This is a genomic window from Thioalkalivibrio sp. ALE30 (assembly GCF_000377465.1).
Lineage (GTDB): Bacteria > Pseudomonadota > Gammaproteobacteria > Ectothiorhodospirales > Ectothiorhodospiraceae > Thioalkalivibrio.
The window spans coordinates 36524-53405 of the sequence record NZ_KB898174.1; the positions used below are offsets into that span (position 1 = coordinate 36524).

A 16882-nucleotide genomic window follows, 5' to 3' on the forward strand; every position below is an offset into this window, starting at 1 on the left:
GGTCAGGCGTTCGTCCGGTTCCGTGTGAGTCGCGTATCAGACCGGCTCGCGACGGATGGTCGCGCCGATCTGGCTCAGTTTTTCCTCGATGCACTCGTAGCCGCGGTCGATATGGTAGATGCGGTCCACCTCGGTCTCGCCCTCGGCCACCAGGCCGGCGATGATCAGGCTGGCCGAGGCCCGCAGGTCGGTCGCCATCACCGGCGCGCCGACCAGCCGTTCCACACCCTCGACGATCGCGGTATTGCCCTCGATCGTGATGTGCGCGCCCATGCGTTGCAGCTCCAGCGCGTGCATGAAGCGGTTCTCGAAGACCGTCTCCACCACCGAGCCGGTGCCCTCGGCGACCGTGTTCAGCACCATCATCTGGGCCTGCATGTCGGTCGGGAAGGCCGGGAACGGCGCGGTACGCAGGTTCACCGCCTTCGGCCGGCGGCCTTCCATGTCCAGTTCGATCCAGTCGGGCCCGGTATCCACGCGGGCACCGGCCTCGACCAGCTTGGCCAGGACCGCGTCCAGTAGCTCGGGACGGGTATTGCGGCAGCGCACGCGCCCGCGGGTCACGGCCGCCGCGACCAGGAACGTACCGGTCTCGATCCGGTCCGGCATCACGTCGTATTCGCAGCCGTGCAGGCGTTCCACACCCTGCACCCGGATGGTGTCGGTGCCGGCGCCCTGGATCTTCGCCCCCATCGCCGTCAGGCAGTCCGCCAGATCGATCACTTCCGGCTCGCGCGCGGCGTTCTCGATCAGAGTCTCGCCCTCGGCCAGGGTCGCGGCCATCAGCAGGTTCTCGGTCCCGGTCACGGTGACCTGGTCGAACACCACCCGCGCGCCCTTCAGGCGATCCGCGCGCGCATGGATGTAGCCGCCGTCGACATCGATCTCGGCGCCCAGGGCCTCGAGGCCACGCAAGTGCAGATTCACCGGCCGCGAGCCGATCGCACAGCCACCCGGGAGCGACACCTCGGCCTCGCCGAAGCGCGCCAGCAACGGCCCCAGCACCAGGATGGAGGCGCGCATGGTCTTCACCAGATCGTACGGCGCCACACACTGGGTCAGCGTGGTCGGGTCGACCTCGATGCGCATGCGCTCGTTGACCGTCAGGCTTACGCCCATGCGCCCGAGCAGCTCCATGGTCGTGGTGACGTCCTGCAGGTGCGGGACGTTGCCAATGGTCATCGGCCCGTCCGCCAGCAGGGTGGCGGACAGGATCGGCAACACGGCGTTCTTGGCCCCGGAGATCCAGACCTGACCCTCGAGTCGGCCGCCTCCGGTGATGATCAGCTTGTCCATGGGGTGCCCGGATTCACCGCCGGACCGACCATGGCCCGGCGAAACGCGCCATGATAACGAATCCGCGCGGCACTCGCCCGTTCGCCCGGGTCAGGCCACGGATCGGGCCGCGGAGTCGGTGATGATCGCCTCCAGGTCATACAGCCCCAGCAGCGGCCGGAGCCCGTCCGGCAGGGGTTCGAAGACCAGCGTGCGGCCCTGCTCCCGCGCCCGGCGCCAGAGGATGACGAGGAAGGCCACGCCGGCGCTGTCGATGCGTCCGGCCCGGGACAGATCCACCCGCGCATGCTCCGGCAGGTGCGCCATCAGCCCGCACGCCCGGGCCTCCAGCCCGGAGACGGTGGCGAAGGTCAGCGGCCCGCTGACGACCAGGCCACCGTCATCGGCCCGGATCTGTGCATCGCTCACGGGTTGCCGGCCCCGTTGTCCTGGATGGCATCGCCCACCGCGTCCTCGACCAGACTCTCGTCCCCGTCTTCCAGGCGCTCGATCAGGGCGTCCAGACCGTCGCGGTTGATCTCCTCGTTGAAGCGGGTGCGGAAGTTGCCCACGAAGCTGAGCCCCTCGGCCTCGACATCGAAGACCTTCCATTCGCCGTTCACCGGGCGCAGCCGGTAGTTCACCTGGATGTTCGACTGGCCGGATCCCATCACCACCTCGGTGGCCACCACCGCCATGCGCTCGTCCTGGCGCGAGCGGCGCTCGATCACGCGCACATCCTTGTCCAGATGGTCGGCCAGTTGCACCCCGTAGGCCTGCAGCAGCGTGTTCTTGAAGGCTTCGGTGAACCGGCTTTGCTGCTCGCTGCTGGCATCCCGCCAGTGGCGCGCCAGGACCAGCCGGGCCATGCCGTTGACGTCCACGCCCGGCAGGATCTTGTCCTCGATGACACCGATCACGAAGTCCGGATCCTCCTGCGCACGCGACTCGTTGGCGCGCAGCTCCTTGTACACCGCGTCGATGGACTGCTGGATGATCTCGGCGGGATTGTCGGCCTGGGCCGGCGCCGCCAGCAGCAGGACCATCAGCCCCAGCGGCAGGCTCCACATATAGTCACGCAACCGTGTCATGTCTCTTGCTCCGGGTTTGGGCGAATCAGTCACTACCCATGTTGGTCATGAAACGACCAATGAGGTTCTCCAGCACCAGGGCCGACTGGGTAAACATCAGCTCGTCGCCGTCCTGCAGGGTTTCGTAGTCGCCGCCCGGCTCCAGGGCGATGTACTGCTCGCCCAGCAGCCCCGCGGTATGGATAGCCGCCTGCGTATCCATCGGCAGATAGTCGTGCTCCGAGCGGATGGCGAGGGTCACCTCGGCGCGGAAGCGCTCCGGATCGTAGCGGATATCCGCGACCCGGCCGATGCGCACACCCGAGACCGTGACCGGGGCCCGGGTCTTGAGCCCGCCGATGTTGTCGAAGTAGCCGGTCACCGTGTAGGTGTCGCGGTCGTGGTAGTCGGTCACGTTGCTGACCTGGACCGCCAGGTAGAACAGCGCCCCGATGCCCAGCAGTACGAAGACACCCACTGCCAGTTCGAAGAAACGTACCTTCATATTGCCACCCTAGGGAAATACTGGTTGGTCAGCCCGCGCCGAACATCAGCCCGGTCAGGATGAAATCGAGGCCCAGCACCGCCAGCGACGCGACCACCACCGTTTGCGTGGTCGCGCGCGAGATGCCCTCGGAGGTCGGCTGCGCGTTGAAGCCCTGGAACACCGCGATCCAGGTCACCACGAAGCCGAACACGATGCTCTTGATCACGCCGGACAGCACATCCTCGTTCCAGTCGGTCACCGACTGCATCTGCGAGAAGTAGGCGCCGCTGTCCACGCCCAGCAGCCCCACCCCGACGAGGTAGCCCCCCATCACCCCCACGGCGCTGAAGATCGCCGCCAGCAGCGGCATGGAGAGGAATCCGGCGACAAAGCGTGGCGCGAAGATCCGGCGGTACGGATTCACCGCCATCATCTCCATCGCCGAGAGCTGCTCCGTGGTCTTCATCAGGCCCAGCTCTGCGGTCAGCGCCGAGCCGGCGCGGCCGGCGAACAGCAGCGCGGTAACCACCGGACCCAACTCGCGCACCAGCGACAGCGCCACCACCCCGCCCAGGGCCTCGGCCGCGCCGAAGTTCACCAGCGTGATGTAGCCCTGGTACCCGAGCACCATGCCGACGAACAGCCCCGACACGATGATGATCAGCAGCGAGCGCACGCCCACCGAATACACCTGGGCGAGTGTCAGGCCGAACCGACGGATGACGATATCGAGGCTCGCCAGCACCCGCATCAGGAAGACGAAGGCGCGACCGAACACCACCAGGGCGTTGATCGTGGTCCGGCCCAGCGAGGCAATCGCGTCAGTCATCGCGGCGCTCCCCCTGTCCCAGCAGGTCGTCGCGATAGGACGCGCCCGGATAGTGGAACGGCACCGGCCCGTCCGGGCGGCCCTGCAGGAACTGCGCGCTCCAGTCGGAGGCGCGCGCCTCCAGCTCGTCCGGCGGCCCGGCATCCACCACTCGGCCATTGGCGATCAGCACCACATGGTCGGAGATCGCCATGGCCTCCGCCACATCGTGCGAGACCAGCACGCTGGTGAGCCCCAGGCTCTCGTTGGTCTGGCGAATCAGGCTGACGATCTGGCCCATGGTGATCGGATCAAGCCCGGTGAACGGTTCGTCGTAGAGGATCAGGTCCGGGTCCAGCGCGATGGCCCGCGCCAGGGCGACGCGCCGGGCCATGCCCCCGGACAGCGAGGCCGGGTCCAGCTCGCGCGCCGCGCGCAGACCCACCGCCTCCAGTTTCAGCAGCACCAGTGCGTGCAGCACATCCTCCGGCAGATCGGTGTGCTCGCGCAGCGGGAAGGCGACGTTCTCGAATACGGAAAGGTCGGTCAGCAGCGCGCCGCTCTGGAACAGCATGCCCATGCGCTTGCGCAGGGCGTACAGGCGGCGGGTGGAGAGCTTCGCCACCTCCTGGCCATCCACCCAGATGCGCCCCGCGTCCGGGCGCAGCTGTCCGCCGATCAGGCGCAGCAGGGTCGTCTTGCCGCTGCCGCTGGGGCCCATCACGGTCGTCACCTGCCCGCGCGGGATACGCATCGACAGGTCGTCGAAGACCACCTTGCGCCCGCGCCGGAAACGCAGGTTCTCGATCACGATATGCGGACTGTCTGCCACTGCCGGGTCAGCCACGCGCGCTCCTCGCCATTAAGAACCCGGAAGTCTGGCCGCCGGCCGGTGGACCGTCAAACCCACGGGGAGATGCTCATCCCATTCCCAGTAGCTGGGCGATGGTCCGAAAGTCCGACAGACGGTCCGGGCGGGCCCGCAGGAAGACCGGAGTCTCGCCGCTTCCGCCGGCCGCACCCAGGGCCTCCACCAGCGCACGCCAGCCCGGCGCGCCCAGGCCCGGCTCGGGGGTGATCTGCCAGGCTCCACCCACGGTCGTCGATCCCGTCGGGGCCGGATAAAACAAAGCCGCCTCGGCGTGGGTGATCGTATGTGGCTCACCGGGTCCATAGACCATCAGTCGCGCCAGGCCGGCCGCCTCGAGCGCCTCCCGGATTGCCGAGACCTGCGCCGCCGTCATCGGCCCCGGCGCCACTGCCTGCAGACAGGGGCCCGCGGCCTCGGCAAGCGCGAGCGCCCGCGCGGCCCCCGACTCGGGCGTGACCTCCACCGGCCACTCGAGCGTCAGCCGCAGCGCGGGGGCGACGGCCTCGCCCCAGTCGCCGAACGCGGGGGCCGAGGTCTCCAGCCACAGCGCGGCGGGCAGCAGCAGGCGGCTGTGATAGTGGGTGTAATACTCGAGTTGCCACTCGCGCGGCAGATCCTCCGGGAAGAAGCCTTCCCACCAGTCCTCGCCGGGGCCCGCGACTCCGGCGGCCTGCAGCGCCAGCGCTTCCTGATCGTTCGTCATGTCTCTCCTTCCGTGCCGTCACCGCCCGACCATCACCACGTTGTAACCGTATCCTCGCGCAGTCTGCTTGTATCGCCCCCGTGCGCGCGGCACAGTTGCGCCATGCGCTTCGACCTGTTCCATGAACTCTCGGTGCCCGACTTCCTGCAGACCTCCGAATCGGAGGTGCTGGAGAACACCCTGCGCCTGTGGGAGCGGGCCGACCGCCTGGGCTTCGGCACCGCCTGGCTGGTGGAACACCACCTGATGCCGGAGTTCTCGCACTCCACCGCGCCGGACCTGGTCCTGGCCGCCGCCAGCCAGCGCACCGAGCACCTGCGCCTGGGGCTCGGCGTAGTGCCCCTGCCCTACCACCACCCGCTGCGGGTGGCCCAGCGGGTCGGCATGCTGGACCAGCTCTCCGGCGGTCGGCTGGACCTCGGCATCGGACGCGGCTTCTCGCCGCGCGAATATGCCACATTCGGGGCCGAGATGAGCGAGTCCCGCGCGCGGGTCGATGCCGGGCTGGACGCGCTGCGCCAGGCCTTCGCGACCGGCCGCATCACCCAGGACGGCCCGTTCCATCACCTGGACGACGTGCCCGTGATGCCGCGCCCGGTGCAGGCCCCGCACCCGCCGATCTGGACCGCCGCGGTCAGCCCGGAATCCTTCACCTGGGCGGCCGAGCAGGGCATCGGGGCGCTGGCGGGCCCGTTCAAGCCCTGGCAGATGATCCGCGAGGACATCCGCCTGTACCACGAGGCCTGGGATGCCTCGCGCGCCGATATCGCCCATCCGCCGCGGGTCGGCATGACGCTTGGAGTCCTGTGCCTGCCGGACGGCAAACGCGCCCGGCGCGAGGCCAAGCCTGCGTTCGAGTGGTTCTACCGCCACATGTTCCAGCAGACCCTGCCGGTGCTGGAACGCCTGATCGAGGGCTACGACTACTACCGTTCGCTGGGCCGCTTCCGCCACCTGGTCAAGGCCGGGATCAACCTCAAGATCCTCGACATGCTGGGCATGACGCTGGTCGGCACGCCCGCCGAGTGTCGCGAGCGCATCGAGGGACTGCGCGAGGCGGGGGTCGACCAGGTCCTGCTCGCCTTCGGCGCCGGCGCCGTCCCGCAGGCCCTGGCCGAGGAGTCCATGGACTGCTTCGCGGAGGAGGTCATGCCCGCGTTCGCCGATCCCGCTCCAGCCGTCGCCCGCAGCGCGACCTGAGGGCCACACGGACCCATGCATATCGCCGTGACCGGCGCGGCCGGATGCGTGGGACAGGCCCTGCTGCCCGCCCTGGCGCGCGAGCCGGCGATCCTGCGCATCCTCGCGCTGGACCGGACCCCGCCGGCGCTCCCCCCGCCGGGAGGCGCCGCCGTCTGCGAGGCCCGTGTGGGCGACCTGACGCGGCTCCGGCCGGAGGATCTGGCCGGGGTCGACACCCTGGTGCACCTCGCCTTCCAGTTGATGGGGGGCCACGGGCGCCGCCACGACCGTGCCTGGGTCCGGCAGCAGAATGTCGCCCTCAGTGATCAGGTCTTTCGGACCGCGATCGCCGCCGGCGTGCGCCACCTCGTGTTCCTGTCCAGCGCCGCGGTCTACGGCCCCTGGCCGGACAGCCCGCAGCCCCTGACCGAAGACCACCCGACCCGGCCGCGCTTCCCCTATGCAGAGGACAAGGTGGCCGTGGAGCAGGCCCTGCGCGCCCTCGCGCGAGAACACCCTGAATGCCGCGTGACTATCCTGCGCCCACCCGCGATCGTCGGGCCGCATGCGCACCCGCTGCTGCTGCAGATCGCCCGCGGACGTTTCTATCCCGCCGCGGGCGAGCAGCCGGTGCAGATCCTGTGGGAGGACGACGCCGCGGCGGCGATCGCCCGCAGCGTGACCACCCGCACACAGGGCACCTTCAATCTGGGGGCCGAACCCGCCTGGTCACTGCGGGCCATGGCTCGCCACCAGCGGCGCTGGGGGGTACCGGTCCCCCTGGGACTGATCCGCGCCCTGCACCCGCTGGCCTGGCGCCTGAGCGCCCGCGCGGGCGACCCCGGGTGGGTGCGCGGGCTGGACGGCCCGCTGGTGCTGGACTGCGCCCGCGCTCGCGAGCAGCTGGGCTGGACCCCGCGGGTCAGTACCACCGCGTGCCTGGAGCGCCTGCGCCACTGACACAGCGCCCCAATCCGCTACAATCGCGGCCTGACCGTTCGGGACCCGTCTGCCCCATGGCCCTACCCATCGCCGCCGTCATCGTCGGCCTGATCCTGCTGACCTGGAGTGCCGACCGCTTCGTGTTCGGCGCCTCCGCCTTTGCCCGCGGGGTCGGCGTGAGCCCGCTGGTCATCGGCCTGACCATTGTCGCCTTCGGCACCTCGGCCCCGGAGCTCGTGGTCTCGGTCCTCGCGAGCCTGCAGGGCAACCCGGGCGTGGCGGTAGGCAACGCGATCGGTTCGAACATCGCTAACATCGCACTGGTGCTGGGGGCCGCCGCGGTGGTCGCACCGCTGGCGATCGGCCGCGGCATGGTTCGCCGCGAACTGCCGATCCTGTTGCTGGTCAGCTTCGGCGTCCTGCTCCTGCTGGTCGGCGGCGAGCTGGGCCGGATGGAAGGCATCGCCCTGCTCGCGGGACTGACCGCATTCACCGCCTGGATGGCGTTGACCGCCCGCCGCGCGCAACAGGCCTCGGGCGAGGATGCCCCCGAAGTCGTGCGCGGCATGGTGGAGACCATCCCGGACAGCGATCGCCTCGGTCCCGCGATTGCCTGGCTGGTGTTCGGGCTACTGCTCCTGCTGGCCAGCAGCCAGGCCCTGGTCTGGGGCGCGGTGGAAATCGCCGAACAACTGGGGGTCAGCGATCTGGTCATCGGCCTGACCATCGTCGCGATCGGCACCAGCCTGCCCGAGCTGGCCACATCGGTGGTCGCCGCCTTCCGCCGCGAGGCGGGGCTGGCGATCGGCAACGTGGTCGGCTCCAACCTGTTCAACCTGCTCGCGGTGCTGGCGGTTCCGGCCCTGATCGCGCCGCTGGCAATCGACGCCGACGTCCTCGCACGCGACTATCCCGTGATGCTGGCACTGACGGTGGCCCTGTTCCTGATCGCGCTGGGCCGCCGGGGACAGATCCTGCGCTGGCAGGGCGCCCTTCTCCTCGTCGCCTTCGCAAGCTACCTTGTCTATTTGGGAATTACGGCAACTGCATGAACTTCAACCCCGAAACCACCCGCAACCTGGCCCTGGCCGTCCTCAACGACGAGGCCGAGGCCGTGCACAACCTCGCCCGGCGCATCGACGACAGCTTCCTCGAGGCCTGCCGCTGCATCCTCGAGTGCAAGGGCCGCGTGATCGTCACCGGCATGGGCAAGTCCGGGCACATTGGCAGCAAGCTGGCCGCGACCCTGGCCTCCACGGGCACCCCCGCGTTCTTCGTGCACCCGGGCGAGGCCAGCCATGGCGATCTCGGGATGATCACCCGCGAGGATGTGGTCATCGCGCTGTCGAACTCCGGAGAGACCGACGAAATCCTCACCATCCTGCCGCTGATCCGGCGCCTGGGCGTGCCGCTGATCGCGATGACCGGCAACCCCGGCTCGCGCCTGGGCGCCGACGCCACCGTGCACCTCGATGTCAGTGTCGAGCGCGAGGCCTGCCCGCTGGGCCTGGCCCCCACCTCCAGCACCACCGCGGCGCTGGCGATGGGCGACGCCCTGGCGGTCGCGGTACTGGATGCACGCGGCTTCACCGCCAACGACTTCGCCCGCTCGCACCCCGGCGGCCGGCTGGGCCGGCGGCTGCTGGTGCATGTCGCCGACATCATGCACACCGGCGACGCGATCCCGCGCATCACGCCGGAGGCCCCGCTGAAGGACGCCCTGTTCGAGATCACCCGCAAGGGCCTCGGGCTGGTGATCGTGGCCGGCGCCGACGACCGCATCCAGGGCGTGTTCACCGATGGCGACCTGCGCCGCACCCTGGATGCCGGGCACAGCCTGGACGGCCTGACCATCGGCGAGGCGATGACCACCGGCGGCCACACCGCGCAGCCCGACTGGCTGGCGGTCACGGCACTCGAGACCATGGAGAGCCGGCGCATCAACGCCCTGCCGGTCACCGACGCCGACCAGCGCCTGGTCGGCGTGATCAACATGCACGACCTGCTGCGCGCCGGGGTGGCCTGATGAACCTGGATGCCGCGACCCTGCGCACCCGCCAGCAGGCCGTACGCCTGCTGATCCTGGACGTGGACGGCGTGCTGACCGACGGCAGCCTGTTCCTGGGCGATGGCGGCGAGCAGTACAAGGCCTTCAACAGCCGCGACGGCCACGGGATCCGCCTGGCGCTGGACGGCGGCCTCGACATCGCCATCCTGACCGGGCGCACCTCCGGGGTGGTCGAACACCGCATGCGGGACCTGGGCGTGGAGCACCTGATCCAGGGCCGCCGCGACAAGGGCGAGGCCCTGCACGAGTTGCTGCAGCGCACCGGCCATGACCCGGCGGAAGCCGCCTTCATGGGCGACGACATCGTCGATCTGCCGGCCATGCAGCGGGTCGGGCTCGGGATCGCGGTCGGGGACGCCCACCCGCTGGTATGCCGCCACGCCCAGTGGGTCACCGAGGCCCACGGCGGGCGCGGCGCCGTGCGCGAGGCCTGCGAGGGGCTGCTGGCCGCGCAGGACCGGCTGGACGCCCTGCTCGAGACCTACCTGAACGGATGAGCCGGCGGAGACGCAACCGGTACGGTCTGGCGCCGCCGTTGATCCTGTTCACGCTGGCGTGCGCAAGCCCCGCAACCGCCGAGGTCACCCCGCCCGAGGGCGAGGTGACCCTGCAGATCGACGGATTCACGCTGCACGCCACCGGCGACGACGGTGAGCGGACCCACCGGCTGCAGGGCACCCGACTGCGCGAATTCGGCCGCGACGGGCCGCAGTGGGTGGATGACCCGGAACTCGACCTGTTCGCCGATGGCGGTATCGAATGGCGCTGGACCGCCCCGGCGGCCCTGCACCGCCCGGCTGACGAAACCCTGGACCTGGTCGGCCCCACCCACGGCGTACAACCAGCCCGCGGCGAACGCGTGCAGACGGTCATCGACTCGCGGGATATACGCATCGCCACAGACACCATGGTCGCCACCTCGGACGCCCTCTCCACCCTGAACCAGCCCGGGCTGTTCCAGCGTGGCACCGGACTGCGCGTGGACTCGCGAGCGGATACCATAGAGCTGTTCCATGACGTGTACTCGCTCTACAGCGAGGCGAGCGAGGAGGACCCCGCGCATGACCCCGATCCCGAATAGCCGCCGCCTGCCGGGCCTGCTTGCGGCGGCCGGCCTCCTCTCCGCCCTGCTGGCGACGCCGGCCCTGGGCCAGCAGGGATCGGGACCCTCGCTGCCGGTGGAGATCACCGCCGACCACGCGGAGATGGACGAACGCCAGGGCCTGGGCACCTACACCGGGGACGTGATCGTGATCCGCGGCGACATGACGCTGGAGGCCGACACGGTCTACGTGCGTACCCGGGATCGTCGCCCCTACGAGATGGAGGCCCACGGCGAGCCAGCCCGCCTGGAGTCCCCCGACCCCGAGACCGGCGAGATGCGCATCGCCACCGCGCTGCGCATCGACTACCTGCTGAACGAGGACCGCATGATCCTCACCGACCAGGCCCATGTGATCACCGCCAGCGAAGAGGCGCGCGGCAAGCGCATCACCTACGACCTGACCACCGACGTGATCGAGGCCGAACGCGGCGAGGGCGACAGCGAACGCGTACGCATCACCATCCAGCCACGCGACGACGAATGAACGCATTCGCCACCAGCCCGGCGCCAGCACCCGCCGAGGCCCGTGATCGCCTGATCGGGCGCGAACTGACCAAGCGCTACGGCCAGCGCACCGTGCTCGACCAGGTGGATGTCGACCTCGCACCCGGTGAAGTGGTCGGCCTGCTGGGTCCCAACGGCGCCGGCAAGACCACCTGCTTCTACAGCCTGGTCGGGCTGATCCGCCCTAACGCCGGGCGCATCACCCTGGGCGGGCACGACATCACCCGCGCGCCCATCCACGTGCGCGCCCGCGCCGGTCTCGGCTACCTGCCCCAGGAGGCCTCGATCTTTCGCCGCCTGAGCGTGTGGGACAACCTGCAGGCCGTGCTGGAGCTGCGCCCCGGCCTGGACCGCCACGAACGCCGGCGTATCGGCGACGCGCTGATCGAGGAGTTTCAGCTCGAGACCGTGCGCCACAGCCCCGGGATCGCGCTGTCCGGCGGCGAACGCCGGCGCGCCGAGATCGCGCGCGCCCTGGCCGGTGACCCGCAATTCATCTGCCTGGACGAGCCCTTTGCCGGGGTGGACCCGATCTCGGTGGGCGATATCCAGGATGTAATTCGCCACCTTGCAGCGCGCGGCATCGGGGTTCTGATCTCCGATCACAACGTGCGCGAAACCCTCGGGATCTGCCACAGGGCCTATATTCTGAGCGAGGGGCGCCTGCTGGCCGCCGGGACACCCGACGAGCTACTGGCCGATCCCCAGGTGCGCCGGGTCTATCTCGGCGAGAATTTCCGCCTGTGATGCCGGCACGCGCACAACCCGCGCCGGTGCACAAACCAGAGGCACGATTTAAGATCGCTCTTATGGTCACCCGCGACCCGCATAGCCAATGCTGAAACCCGGCCTGAATCTTCAGCTGGGTCAGACGCTCACCATGACCCCGCAACTGCAGCAGGCCATTCGCCTGTTGCAGCTGTCCACGCTCGAACTACAGGTGGAGATCCAGCAGGCGCTGGAGAGCAACCCCATGCTCGAACAGGTGGAGGACGAGGACGACATGGGCGGGGCCGAGCGCCTGGACGCGGAGGGCGAGGTGGTGGAAGGCGACCGCATGGAGGCCACCACCACCAGCGATGACGTGATTCCCGAGGAGCTCACCACCGACAGCCGCTGGGACGACATCTACGAACCGCCGCCCGCCCCCAAGGGCGTGGATGACCGCGACCCGCTGGAAAACACCAGCGACGACGACGGCGAGGGCCTGCAGGACCACCTGCTGTGGCAGCTGCACCTGAGCCACCTGACTCCGCGCGACCAGCGCATCGGCGCAGCCCTGATCGACGCGATCAGCCCCGACGGGTATCTCGAAGGCGACCTCGAGACGCTGGCCGAGACCATCAGCCGCGGCGAGGAAGAACCCGTCGGCGTGGACGAGGTCGAGGCAGTCCTGCACTGGATCCAGCAGTGCGACCCGCTGGGCGTGGGCGCGCGCGATCTGCGCGAATGCCTGGAGATCCAGCTGCGCGAACTGGCCCCGGACGCCCCCGCCCGCGAGGCCGCCCGGGCGATCCTGGAACACGGCATGGACAGCCTGGGCAAGCGCGATTACAAAGCCCTGCAACGCCAGTCGGGTGTGCGCGACCCGGACGAACTGGCGCGTGCCCTGGACTTGATCCGCACCCTGAACCCGCGGCCGGGCGCGCAGATCAGTGCCGCCACCTCCGAATACGTGGTGCCCGATGTCTACGTGCGCCACACCCCGGAGGGCTGGCGCGTGGAGCTGAACCCGGAGATCGCGCCACGCATCCGTATCAACGACCTCTACGCCGGCATGGTGCGCCAGGTATCGGATGCCCGCGACAGTGCCTTCATGCGCGACCAGCTGCAGGAGGCGCGCTGGTTCCTGAAGAGCCTGCACAGCCGCAACGACACCCTGCTGCGCGTCGCCGAGGCGATTGTCCATCGCCAGCAAGGCTTCCTGGAACATGGCGAGGTCGCGATGCAGCCACTGATCCTGCGCGATATCGCCGAGATCCTGGAGATGCACGAATCGACCATCTCCCGGGTGACCACCCAGAAATACATGCACACCCCGCGCGGAGTCTTCGAGTTCAAGTATTTCTTCTCCAGCCACGTCGGCACCAACGACGGTGGCGAGTGTTCCGCCACCGCCATCCGTGCCATGATTCGCGAATTGATCGACGACGAACCCGCGAACAAGCCGCTCAGCGATGCCCGGCTCGCCCAGATCCTGGCGGACCGGGGCATCAATGTGGCGCGTCGCACCGTGGCCAAGTACCGCGAGGCGATGCACATCCCTTCATCCAGCGAACGCCGGCAGATGGCCTCCATGCCCACCGGCCACAAGTAACCAAGGAGTCCCGACCATGCAGATCAACCTGACCGGCCACCATGTGGACCTCACCGACGCCCTGCGCGACTACGTCAACGAGAAGTTCGCGAAGCTGGAGCGCCACTTCGACAAGGTCATCGACGTGCACGTCGTGCTGACCCACGAGAAGACCCAGAACCAGTTCAACAAGGCCGAGGCGAATCTCCAGGTCAGCGGCAATCACATCCACGCCGAGGCCTCCCACGAGGACATGTACGCCGCCATCGACGCGCTGATCGACAAGGTCGACCGCCAGCTGATCAAGCACAAGGAAAAGGTCAAGGATCATCACCGGGCCGAGGGCGCCCAGCGCAACCGCGAGCAGGCCTCCTGACCCATGTCCATTGCCGAGCTGATCACCGCCGAGCGCATCCGCCTGGAGCCGGAATGCTCCAGTCAGAAGCGGGCCCTGGAGGCCCTGTCGGAACTCCTCGCCGGCGGCGGTGATGCCGGCGGACCGGGCAGCACCGCGATCTTCGAGGCCCTGTCCGCGCGCGAAAAGCTGGGCTCCACCGGCCTGGGCCATGGGGTTGCGATCCCCCATGGCCGCCTGGCCGATCTCGAGGCTCCGCGCGTGGCCGTCCTGCGCCTGGAGAGCGGCGTCGACTTCGACGCCATGGACCACGAGCCGGTCGATATCCTGATCGCCCTGCTGGTCCCGGAGGCCGCCACCAGCGATCACCTCGACCTGCTGGCCCAGCTGGCGCGCGGGCTTTCGCAACCGGACACCATTGCCGCCCTGCGCCGGGCCAGCGATGCCGCCAGCCTGGAACAGGAACTCGTCCGCCGCTTCCGCGAGGGCTGATCCCGTGCGCCCCGCACCCTGCCACGCCACCGGTCCCCGCCGGCCCTGCTCATGAACGAGGCACTGGGCGAAGGCGGGATTGCCCGCGACATCAACGTGGAGAGCCTGATCCAGGCCATGGGCAACCGCCTGGATCTGCGCTTCGTGCATGGCGAGCACGCCGCCCACGACCGCAAGCTCGTCGGCGAGGACGGGGATGACCTGCCACTGGCCGGCCACCTCAACCTGATCCGCCCCAACCGCATCCAGGTCATCGGGGACTTCGAGGCCCGCTACATCGCCGGCCTCAGCGACGACCAGCGCAACGACCTGATCCTGGAGATGGCCCGCACCGGCACCACCGCGGTGATCTTCGCCGAGGACACCTGCCCGTTCTCGGAGATGCCCCATGCCCCGCAGGAGGCGCTGCCGCTGATCCTGTGTTCCAGCACCAGCAGCCACGAGATCATCGCGCTGCTGCGCTACTTCCTGCAGCAGCGTCTGGCGCACTTCGAGGTGCGCCATGGCGTGTTCATGGAGATCCTCGGCATCGGCGTCCTGATCAGCGGGGCCTCCAGCGTCGGCAAGAGCGAGGTGGCGCTGGAGCTGATCTCGCGCGGGCACCGCCTGATCGCCGACGATGCCCCCGAGTTCGCGCGCATCGCCCCCGACATCGTGCGCGGTCACTGCCCGGCCCTGCTCCAGGACCTGCTCGAGGTACGCGGCCTGGGGGTGCTGAACATCCGCGCGATGTACGGCGACTCCGCAATCAAGGGCGGCAAGTACCTGCGGCTGATTATCGACCTGCGCGATCACGGCGAGCCCTCTCCGGTCCCCGACGACCGGCTGAACGGGCGCCGCGGCGAGATCGACATCCTCGGCCTGCGGATTCCGCTGATCAGCCTCCCGGTGGCGCCGGGTCGCAACATCGCGGTGATGATCGAGGCCGCCGTGCGCAACCACATGCTGCACATGCAGGGCTACATCGCCGGGGATGACCTGCGCGCCCGCCAGCGCCGGCAGATGAGCGGCGAGGCCGAGGAGCCGCCCTACCACCGGGCCGTGCCCGCCACGACCGTCCCTAACCCGGACCCGGAGGGCTGAGTCCGCCATGCGCCTGCTGATCGTCAGCGGTCTGTCCGGATCCGGCAAGACCGTCGCCCTGCACACCCTGGAGGACGCGGGCTATTTCTGTGTGGACAACCTCCCGCTGCCGCTGCTGCCGGACCTGATTCGCCAGGTGCGCCAGGGCCACTACGACACCGAGGGCGATCGCCATCTGGCGGTGGGCGTCGACGTGCGCAGCGGGCTGGAGGCCCTGAAGGGGTTTGCCAGCCTGCTGGCCGGGCTACGGGCGGAGGGCCTGCAGGTGGAGGTCCTGTTCCTGCAGGCCTCAAGCGACGTACTGCTGCGGCGCTACCACCTGACCCGGCGGCGTCACCCGCTGGCGCGCGATGGCGTGCCCCTGGTGGAGGCCATCGACCGCGAACGCGAGTGGCTGGGCCACGTCGCGGCGGAGGCCGACCTGACGGTGGACACCTCGCGGCTGTCGATGCACGACCTGGCCCGTACCCTGCGCGACCGCATGGGCGAGCGCGGAGAGCACGAGCTGTCCCTGCTGTTCCAGTCCTTCGGCTTCAAGCACGGCGCGCCGATGGACTCGGACTTCGTATTCGACGTGCGCTGTCTGCCCAACCCCTACTACGAACGCGAGCTGGCCGGCCTGACCGGCCGCGACCCGGCCGTATGCGAGTTCCTCGAGGGGCACGGGGAGGTCGCGGCCATGTTCGACAGCATCCAGGGCTTTCTCTCACAGTGGCTCCCGCGGCTGCTGGAGGACCACCGCAGTTACGTGACGGTCTCGATCGGCTGCACCGGCGGCCGACACCGCTCGGTATACCTGGTCGAACGCCTTGCGGGGGCGTGGCGGGACCGGGAACATGTTACTGTTAGCACCCGTCACCGCGAGCTGGGCAAGCAGTAACCACGAAGCGCGGGGGCAGGCCCCTACGGAACCCGCAATTGGAGCAGATCCATGGGCGTTGGTCTCATTCTGATCACGCATCAAAACCTGGGCGACACCCTCTTGCAGACCGCACAAAGCATGCTTGGCGGCCTGCCCGATGACTGCGAGTCCATGGCGATGTCCCAGAACGACGACCCCGACGAGGTCCTGGCCCGCGCCCGCGAGCGCCTGACAACTCTGGACAGCGGCGCCGGGGTACTGATCCTGACCGACATGTTCGGTTCCACCCCCTCCAACGTCGCCAGCCGAGTGGCTCGCGGGGCCAACGCGCGCGTGATCGCCGGGATCAACCTGCCGATGCTGATCCGCGTCCTCAACTACCAGCATCTCCCGCTGACCGAGCTGGTCAACAAGGCCCTGTCCGGCGGGCATGACGGAATCCTTCTCTGCGACCAGGAGTGCAGCGATGCCGCAGCGCGTAGTCCCCATCGTTAACCGCCTGGGGATGCACGCGCGTGCTGCGGCCAAGTTTGTCAGCCTGGCCAGCCAGTACGCCGCCGATGTCACCGTCTCCCGCAACCAGCAGGAGGTCAACGGCAAGAGCATCATGGGGGTCATGATGCTGGCCGCGGCCCAGGGCAGCGAGATCACCATCGAGACCGAAGGCGAGGATGCCCCCGAGGCGCTGGACGCGCTGACCGAACTGGTGGCCGACCGTTTCGGCGAAGAGGCCTGACCCCCTGACGCCTGTGTGCCGCTGAACAGGCGGCTACCCCCCT

22 protein-coding genes are annotated in these 16882 nt (G+C 69.2%); 15 read left to right on the forward strand and 7 right to left on the reverse strand.

Annotated features, from left to right (window positions below; genetic code table 11):
- Window positions 1-36: 36 nt before the first annotated feature.
- The 7 genes from murA to D107_RS0110475 all read right to left on the reverse strand — a co-directional run bounded on the left by murA (window position 37) and on the right by D107_RS0110475 (window position 5214).
- The gene (murA, locus tag D107_RS0110445) at window positions 37-1296 is read right to left on the reverse strand and encodes a UDP-N-acetylglucosamine 1-carboxyvinyltransferase (RefSeq protein WP_017942742.1); all 1260 of its coding nucleotides are present in this window, start codon (window positions 1294-1296) and stop codon (window positions 37-39) included.
- 90 nt (window positions 1297-1386) lie between these two features.
- Entirely contained in the window at window positions 1387-1704 is a 318-nt protein-coding gene (locus tag D107_RS0110450) for a lipid asymmetry maintenance protein MlaB (RefSeq protein ID WP_017942741.1), read from the reverse strand.
- A complete protein-coding gene (locus D107_RS0110455; protein ID WP_017942740.1) occupies window positions 1701-2345 on the reverse strand; it encodes an ABC transporter substrate-binding protein in 645 nt (214 codons plus the stop codon). Before D107_RS0110455 ends, D107_RS0110450 begins: the two co-directional genes overlap by 4 nt.
- Window positions 2346-2391: 46 nt before the next feature.
- Window positions 2392-2850: an outer membrane lipid asymmetry maintenance protein MlaD gene (mlaD, locus tag D107_RS0110460; RefSeq protein ID WP_017942739.1), complete on the reverse strand. Its 459-nt coding sequence runs from the start codon at window positions 2848-2850 to the stop codon at window positions 2392-2394.
- Between the two features lie 28 nt (window positions 2851-2878).
- Window positions 2879-3661, reverse strand: coding sequence for a lipid asymmetry maintenance ABC transporter permease subunit MlaE (gene mlaE / locus D107_RS0110465; RefSeq protein ID WP_017942738.1), 783 nt, complete (start codon window positions 3659-3661; stop codon window positions 2879-2881).
- Window positions 3654-4487: an ABC transporter ATP-binding protein gene (locus D107_RS0110470; protein WP_026143123.1), complete on the reverse strand. Its 834-nt coding sequence runs from the start codon at window positions 4485-4487 to the stop codon at window positions 3654-3656. The genes mlaE and D107_RS0110470 overlap by 8 nt, the downstream gene beginning before the upstream one ends.
- A gap of 73 nt (window positions 4488-4560) precedes the next feature.
- Window positions 4561-5214: a hypothetical protein gene (locus D107_RS0110475; protein ID WP_018881409.1), complete on the reverse strand. Its 654-nt coding sequence runs from the start codon at window positions 5212-5214 to the stop codon at window positions 4561-4563.
- Window positions 5215-5316: 102 nt separating this feature from the next.
- On the opposite strand from D107_RS0110475, the gene D107_RS0110480 reads away from it, so the two are divergent.
- The 15 genes from D107_RS0110480 (at window position 5317) to D107_RS0110550 (ending at window position 16839) form a co-directional block, all read left to right on the forward strand.
- Window positions 5317-6414: an LLM class flavin-dependent oxidoreductase gene (locus D107_RS0110480; RefSeq protein ID WP_018878135.1), complete on the forward strand. Its 1098-nt coding sequence runs from the start codon at window positions 5317-5319 to the stop codon at window positions 6412-6414.
- Between the two features lie 15 nt (window positions 6415-6429).
- Window positions 6430-7356, forward strand: coding sequence for an NAD-dependent epimerase/dehydratase family protein (locus D107_RS0110485; RefSeq protein WP_018878134.1), 927 nt, complete (start codon window positions 6430-6432; stop codon window positions 7354-7356).
- A 56-nt stretch (window positions 7357-7412) separates the two neighbouring features.
- The gene (locus D107_RS0110490; protein ID WP_018876516.1) at window positions 7413-8390 is read left to right on the forward strand and encodes a calcium/sodium antiporter; all 978 of its coding nucleotides are present in this window, start codon (window positions 7413-7415) and stop codon (window positions 8388-8390) included.
- Complete coding sequence (locus D107_RS0110495) at window positions 8387-9364, forward strand: KpsF/GutQ family sugar-phosphate isomerase (RefSeq protein ID WP_018865606.1); 978 nt, start codon at window positions 8387-8389, stop codon at window positions 9362-9364. Before D107_RS0110490 ends, D107_RS0110495 begins: the two co-directional genes overlap by 4 nt.
- On the forward strand, window positions 9364-9903 hold the full coding sequence (locus D107_RS0110500) for an HAD family hydrolase (RefSeq protein ID WP_018865605.1): 540 nt from the start codon (window positions 9364-9366) through the stop codon (window positions 9901-9903). The genes D107_RS0110495 and D107_RS0110500 overlap by 1 nt, the downstream gene beginning before the upstream one ends.
- A 38-nt stretch (window positions 9904-9941) precedes the next feature.
- Entirely contained in the window at window positions 9942-10487 is a 546-nt protein-coding gene (gene lptC, locus D107_RS0110505) for an LPS export ABC transporter periplasmic protein LptC (RefSeq protein ID WP_018881410.1), read from the forward strand.
- Window positions 10468-10995: a lipopolysaccharide transport periplasmic protein LptA gene (gene lptA / locus D107_RS0110510; protein WP_018881411.1), complete on the forward strand. Its 528-nt coding sequence runs from the start codon at window positions 10468-10470 to the stop codon at window positions 10993-10995. The genes lptC and lptA overlap by 20 nt, the downstream gene beginning before the upstream one ends.
- The gene (gene lptB, locus D107_RS0110515; RefSeq protein ID WP_018881412.1) at window positions 10992-11762 is read left to right on the forward strand and encodes an LPS export ABC transporter ATP-binding protein; all 771 of its coding nucleotides are present in this window, start codon (window positions 10992-10994) and stop codon (window positions 11760-11762) included. The genes lptA and lptB overlap by 4 nt, the downstream gene beginning before the upstream one ends.
- Before the next feature lie 88 nt (window positions 11763-11850).
- A complete protein-coding gene (locus D107_RS0110520; RefSeq protein WP_018865601.1) occupies window positions 11851-13332 on the forward strand; it encodes an RNA polymerase factor sigma-54 in 1482 nt (493 codons plus the stop codon).
- Window positions 13333-13348: 16 nt separating this feature from the next.
- Complete coding sequence (hpf, locus tag D107_RS0110525) at window positions 13349-13687, forward strand: ribosome hibernation-promoting factor, HPF/YfiA family (protein ID WP_018865600.1); 339 nt, start codon at window positions 13349-13351, stop codon at window positions 13685-13687.
- Between the two features lie 3 nt (window positions 13688-13690).
- Window positions 13691-14158, forward strand: coding sequence for a PTS sugar transporter subunit IIA (locus tag D107_RS0110530; RefSeq protein ID WP_018881413.1), 468 nt, complete (start codon window positions 13691-13693; stop codon window positions 14156-14158).
- Window positions 14159-14209: 51 nt separating this feature from the next.
- Window positions 14210-15241: an HPr(Ser) kinase/phosphatase gene (gene hprK, locus D107_RS0110535; protein WP_018881414.1), complete on the forward strand. Its 1032-nt coding sequence runs from the start codon at window positions 14210-14212 to the stop codon at window positions 15239-15241.
- 7 nt (window positions 15242-15248) lie between these two features.
- Complete coding sequence (gene rapZ, locus D107_RS0110540; RefSeq protein ID WP_018865597.1) at window positions 15249-16121, forward strand: RNase adapter RapZ; 873 nt, start codon at window positions 15249-15251, stop codon at window positions 16119-16121.
- Window positions 16122-16172: 51 nt separating this feature from the next.
- Window positions 16173-16598, forward strand: a complete 426-nt coding sequence (locus D107_RS0110545; RefSeq protein ID WP_018865596.1) for a PTS sugar transporter subunit IIA — start codon at window positions 16173-16175, stop codon at window positions 16596-16598.
- Window positions 16570-16839, forward strand: coding sequence for an HPr family phosphocarrier protein (locus D107_RS0110550; protein WP_018865595.1), 270 nt, complete (start codon window positions 16570-16572; stop codon window positions 16837-16839). Before D107_RS0110545 ends, D107_RS0110550 begins: the two co-directional genes overlap by 29 nt.
- Window positions 16840-16882: the final 43 nt, after the last annotated feature.

What these genes read in the sequence shown, in the direction of transcription:
- lptA (WP_018881411.1), top strand. Translation starts at nt 10,468, where the DNA reads ATGACCCCGATCCCGAATAGCCGCCGCCTGCCGGGCCTGCTTGCGGCG.
- mlaE (WP_017942738.1), bottom strand. Translation starts at nt 3,661, where the DNA reads ATGACTGACGCGATTGCCTCGCTGGGCCGGACCACGATCAACGCCCTG.
- D107_RS0110490 (WP_018876516.1), top strand. Translation starts at nt 7,413, where the DNA reads ATGGCCCTACCCATCGCCGCCGTCATCGTCGGCCTGATCCTGCTGACC.
- lptB (WP_018881412.1), top strand. Translation starts at nt 10,992, where the DNA reads ATGAACGCATTCGCCACCAGCCCGGCGCCAGCACCCGCCGAGGCCCGT.
- D107_RS0110520 (WP_018865601.1), top strand. Translation starts at nt 11,851, where the DNA reads ATGCTGAAACCCGGCCTGAATCTTCAGCTGGGTCAGACGCTCACCATG.
- rapZ (WP_018865597.1), top strand. Translation starts at nt 15,249, where the DNA reads ATGCGCCTGCTGATCGTCAGCGGTCTGTCCGGATCCGGCAAGACCGTC.
- D107_RS0110545 (WP_018865596.1), top strand. Translation starts at nt 16,173, where the DNA reads ATGGGCGTTGGTCTCATTCTGATCACGCATCAAAACCTGGGCGACACC.
- hpf (WP_018865600.1), top strand. Translation starts at nt 13,349, where the DNA reads ATGCAGATCAACCTGACCGGCCACCATGTGGACCTCACCGACGCCCTG.
- D107_RS0110500 (WP_018865605.1), top strand. Translation starts at nt 9,364, where the DNA reads ATGAACCTGGATGCCGCGACCCTGCGCACCCGCCAGCAGGCCGTACGC.
- D107_RS0110550 (WP_018865595.1), top strand. Translation starts at nt 16,570, where the DNA reads ATGCCGCAGCGCGTAGTCCCCATCGTTAACCGCCTGGGGATGCACGCG.
- D107_RS0110480 (WP_018878135.1), top strand. Translation starts at nt 5,317, where the DNA reads ATGCGCTTCGACCTGTTCCATGAACTCTCGGTGCCCGACTTCCTGCAG.
- mlaD (WP_017942739.1), bottom strand. Translation starts at nt 2,850, where the DNA reads ATGAAGGTACGTTTCTTCGAACTGGCAGTGGGTGTCTTCGTACTGCTG.
- D107_RS0110485 (WP_018878134.1), top strand. Translation starts at nt 6,430, where the DNA reads ATGCATATCGCCGTGACCGGCGCGGCCGGATGCGTGGGACAGGCCCTG.
- D107_RS0110475 (WP_018881409.1), bottom strand. Translation starts at nt 5,214, where the DNA reads ATGACGAACGATCAGGAAGCGCTGGCGCTGCAGGCCGCCGGAGTCGCG.
- D107_RS0110455 (WP_017942740.1), bottom strand. Translation starts at nt 2,345, where the DNA reads ATGTGGAGCCTGCCGCTGGGGCTGATGGTCCTGCTGCTGGCGGCGCCG.
- murA (WP_017942742.1), bottom strand. Translation starts at nt 1,296, where the DNA reads ATGGACAAGCTGATCATCACCGGAGGCGGCCGACTCGAGGGTCAGGTC.
- hprK (WP_018881414.1), top strand. Translation starts at nt 14,210, where the DNA reads ATGAACGAGGCACTGGGCGAAGGCGGGATTGCCCGCGACATCAACGTG.
- D107_RS0110495 (WP_018865606.1), top strand. Translation starts at nt 8,387, where the DNA reads ATGAACTTCAACCCCGAAACCACCCGCAACCTGGCCCTGGCCGTCCTC.
- D107_RS0110530 (WP_018881413.1), top strand. Translation starts at nt 13,691, where the DNA reads ATGTCCATTGCCGAGCTGATCACCGCCGAGCGCATCCGCCTGGAGCCG.